Origin of the sequence: Microbacterium sp., from assembly GCF_035277845.1 — a bacterium.
GTDB lineage: Bacteria > Actinomycetota > Actinomycetes > Actinomycetales > Microbacteriaceae > Microbacterium.
This window is the reverse complement of record NZ_DATEJS010000304.1, coordinates 1-3,515: the sequence shown is the minus strand read 5'-3', so window position 1 is coordinate 3,515 and position 3,515 is coordinate 1. Positions and strand designations below refer to the sequence as shown.

Here is a 3,515-nt window from a genome sequence, read left to right as displayed (position 1 = left end):
CGTGCTGCGTGCGGCCCGTCTCGGTGCCGTCGAAATCGAACATCCGCAGCGCGCGGCCCTGCAGGGTCAGGTCGCCGAGCCGGGGATGCTGCACGTCGAGGGCGAGGCCCTGGCTGAGCGCCTGCTCCCACTGGAACACCTCATCGACCGTGCGCACCTTGCCGGCCGGGATGCCCGCGGCCGCGAGCTTGGCGAGCAGCTCGTCACGCGAGCTGTCGGCGAACACGCCCTCGATGTGGGCGATGAGCGCATCGCGATCGGCGACGCGCGCCCCATTGGTGGCCCAGCGCTCCTCGTCGGGGTCGACGCCGATGAGCGGCGCGAACGTGCGCCACAGCGGGTCGGAGCCGACCGAGATCTGCACGACCCCGTCTGCGCAGCGGAACGCACCGTACGGGGCGATCGACGGATGCTGGTTGCCGATGGCGTGCGGGGCGTCCTCGCCGACGGTCCACCGGGTCGCCTGGAACGCGAGCACCCCGACGAGCGAGGACAGCAGCGACGTGCGCACCACCCCGCCCTTGCCGGTGCGCTCGCGCTCCACGAGCGCGGCCAGGATGCCGACGACGCCGTGGATGCCGCCGAGAAGGTCGCCGATCGGCACGCCGACCTTCTGCGGGGTCGCGGCATCCGGACCCGTGAGCGACATGAGCCCGGCCTCGCCCTGCAGGATCTGGTCGTAGCCGGCGCGGTTCGCCTCGGGGCCGTCGTGGCCGAAGCCGCTGATCGAGAGCAGGACGAGCCGGGGGTTCAGCTGCTCGAGGGTCGCGGGATCGAACCCGAGCCGGTCGAGCGTGCCCGGCCGGAAGTTCTCGATCAGCACGTCGGCACGGCGGATGAGCTCGGTGAGCACGCCGCGGTCGCCGTCGTCCTTGAGATCGAGTGCGATCGACTCCTTGTTGCGGTTGCAGGAGAGGAAGTAGGTGGACACCTGCTCCTCCCCTGCCGTCACGAACGGCGGTCCCCAGGCGCGGGAGTCGTCGCCCCCGTCGGGTCGTTCGACCTTGATGACGCGGGCGCCGAGGTCCCCGAGCATCATGCCCGCATGCGGGCCGGCGAGCGCCCGGGACAGGTCGACGACCAGCATCCCGTCGAGGGGACCGCTCATGTTCAGACCTCCACTTCTTCGGCCGGGATGTCCAGCGACACCGGCTCCGGAGCCGAACCGCGACGCATCCGCACGGCGGCCTCGACGATACCCAGCACCACCACGTTGACGGCGAGCCCGACGAATCCGTTGTCCCAGGATCCCAGCGCCAGGCCGGCAGCCGGCACGAACGTCGTGACGGCCACGAAGAGCACGCCCGCGACGAGGCCGCTCGCGACCGCGGCGGTGCTGACGGACACCTTGCGCCCGAGTCCTGCGGCGACGGCCGGAGACATCTGCGCGAGCCCGCCGTAGGTGAGCAGCAGCAGCGCACCGATGTCGCTCTTGACGATGCCGAGAGCGAGGGCGAGCACCATGGCCGCCACGATCGTGATGCGGGTCACGATGAACCGTCCGCGCTCCCCCAGCCGGTAGGTGACGTTGTTGGCGACGAGCGAGCCGATTCCCATCGAGATCGCCGCGGCGGGGACCATGGCGGCGGCGGCTCCGAACACCGCGACCACGGCGACCAACCACTCCGGCAGGGCGTGCTGGGCGGCCGTGAACAGCACCTGGTTCGGGATCGTCGACTTCGGGATGGAGAGCACGGCGACCATGCCGACGGTGATCGGCATGAACAGCAGCAGCTGGTAGACCGCGAGCCACTTGATGTTGCTGCGCAGCACGTTTCCGCTGCGGGCGGCGAGCATCGGCGGCCACAGGTGCGGGAAGGTCTGGAACCCGGCGCCGATGGTGGTGATCGCGACCGCGCTGACCCAGAAGACCCAGTCGAATCCGGGCGCGTGGGTGGTCAGCAGCGCGTCGTCCGCCTTGGCGACGGCGGCGAACACCTGGGGGAACCCGCCGGCGAAGCCGACGACGCCGACCGTGACGATCGCCAGGGCGAGCAGCATGCCGAAGTCCTTGAAGATCGACACGCGGGCGATTCCGCGGATGCCGCCCCAGATCACGAACACGACCACCAGGGCGCTGGCGAGCACCATGCTGAGGCCGCGAGCGGTCTGGGATCCGGTGGCGAGCTGCACGATGAGGCCGAGGCCGGTGAGCTGCAGCTCGAGGTACGGGATGAGGAACAGCGCGCCGACGACCGCGATGATGATGCTCAGGGTGCGGGAGCGGAAGCGATCCTTGAAGAAGTCCGCCATGGTCAGATAGCCGCGGGATGCCGCGATGTTGCGGATGCGCGGCGCCACGAAGTACTGGATGCACAGGCACGCGGTGAGGTAGCCCACGGCGTACGCGCCGCTCACTCCGCCGATGAAGCCGAGTCCCGCGAGTCCCAGGAAGCTGAAGGTGGTGAGGGATTCGCCGGCCTGCAGGAACCACGAGGTCCACGTCGGCAGCTGACGGCCTGCGACGAGCCACCCGGACATGCCCTTCTCCCGGCGGCGGCCGCGGAGCATCCCGATCGCACCGATCAGGACGATCCCGCAGATGATGATGACGGTCATCATGCGTGCTCACCTCCGTCGAAGTTCTCGGCGTCCGCGTGCTCGCGCACCTGCCGCCGGATGCCCGCGTCGACGACGTTCAGCAGCACGACGGTCAGGATGACGGTGAACGCCATCCACACGAGCACCGCGGGCACGCCGAACCACAGCGTCGGGGTCACGGCGAACGGCAGGAACGGCGTGACGAGGATCAGCAGCACCGGGACGCACGCGATGACGACGCGTGCGGGCGTCGCGATGCGCCCGGTGAGGCGCACCACGCTCGTGGCGGTGTCCGGCGCAGGCGCGCCGGGGTCGGACGTGGACATGGGTGTTCTCCTTCGAACAGGTGGGTCGGGAATCAGAGGGAAGCGGATGCCGCGAGAGCCGCGGTGCCGGGAGCGGTGCGCGGCACGGCGAGCAGGGACTCGATCGCCTGGGCGAGCTCGAGCAGCTCGACGTCGCGGCGCGGGCCGGCCAGCAGCTGGGCGCCGACCGGGAGATGGCCGGAGTAGCCCGCCGGCAGGGACAGCGCGGGGATGCCGAGCGGCGTGAACAGCCAGGCGGCGCGCATCCAGTCGAGGTAGTCGGTCATCGGGGTGCCGTCGACCTCGTGCACCCAGTCCCATTCGACCGGGAAGGGCAGCACCTGGGTGACCGGGGCGAGCACCAGGTCGGTGCCGGTGAAGTACCGGGCGGCGGACCGGGTGAGCCGGGTGAGCTCGACGTACGCCGACATCACGTCGGCGCCCGAGATCTTCTCGCCCTCGCGGATGTTGCCGGTCACGAAGTCGTTGAAGTTCGCCGGCTCTGCTTCGAGCAGCGGGCCCCACGCCGACGTGAAGGTCGCGGCGCGGAGGGTGCGGAACGTCTCGTCGGAGCCGTTCAGGTCGGGGCATCCGTACTCGACGATCGCGCCGGCCGACTCGAGGCGGCGGGCGACGTCGTCGAGCACCGCGCGCACGGCGGGGTCGACG

Annotated in this window: 4 protein-coding genes; all 4 read right to left on the bottom strand. The window is 70.6% G+C overall.

Translation table 11 applies throughout. The features are described 5' to 3' along the window. Positions 1-1,108, bottom strand: a 1,108-nt coding sequence (locus tag VJR25_RS13365; RefSeq protein ID WP_324115813.1) for a CoA transferase, incomplete at its 3' end; no start/stop codon positions are given. 2 nt (positions 1,109-1,110) lie between these two features. Beyond that, positions 1,111-2,562: a sodium:solute symporter family protein gene (locus VJR25_RS13360; protein WP_324115811.1), complete on the bottom strand. Its 1,452-nt coding sequence runs from the start codon at positions 2,560-2,562 to the stop codon at positions 1,111-1,113. Continuing rightward, positions 2,559-2,867 carry a hypothetical protein gene (locus VJR25_RS13355; RefSeq protein WP_324115810.1) on the bottom strand — a complete coding sequence of 103 codons (309 nt, stop codon included), beginning with the start codon at positions 2,865-2,867 and terminating at the stop codon, positions 2,559-2,561. Before VJR25_RS13355 ends, VJR25_RS13360 begins: the two co-directional genes overlap by 4 nt. 32 nt (positions 2,868-2,899) lie before the next feature. Continuing rightward, positions 2,900-3,515: amidase family protein (locus tag VJR25_RS13350; protein ID WP_324115809.1), on the bottom strand; the 616-nt coding region annotated here is incomplete at its 5' end.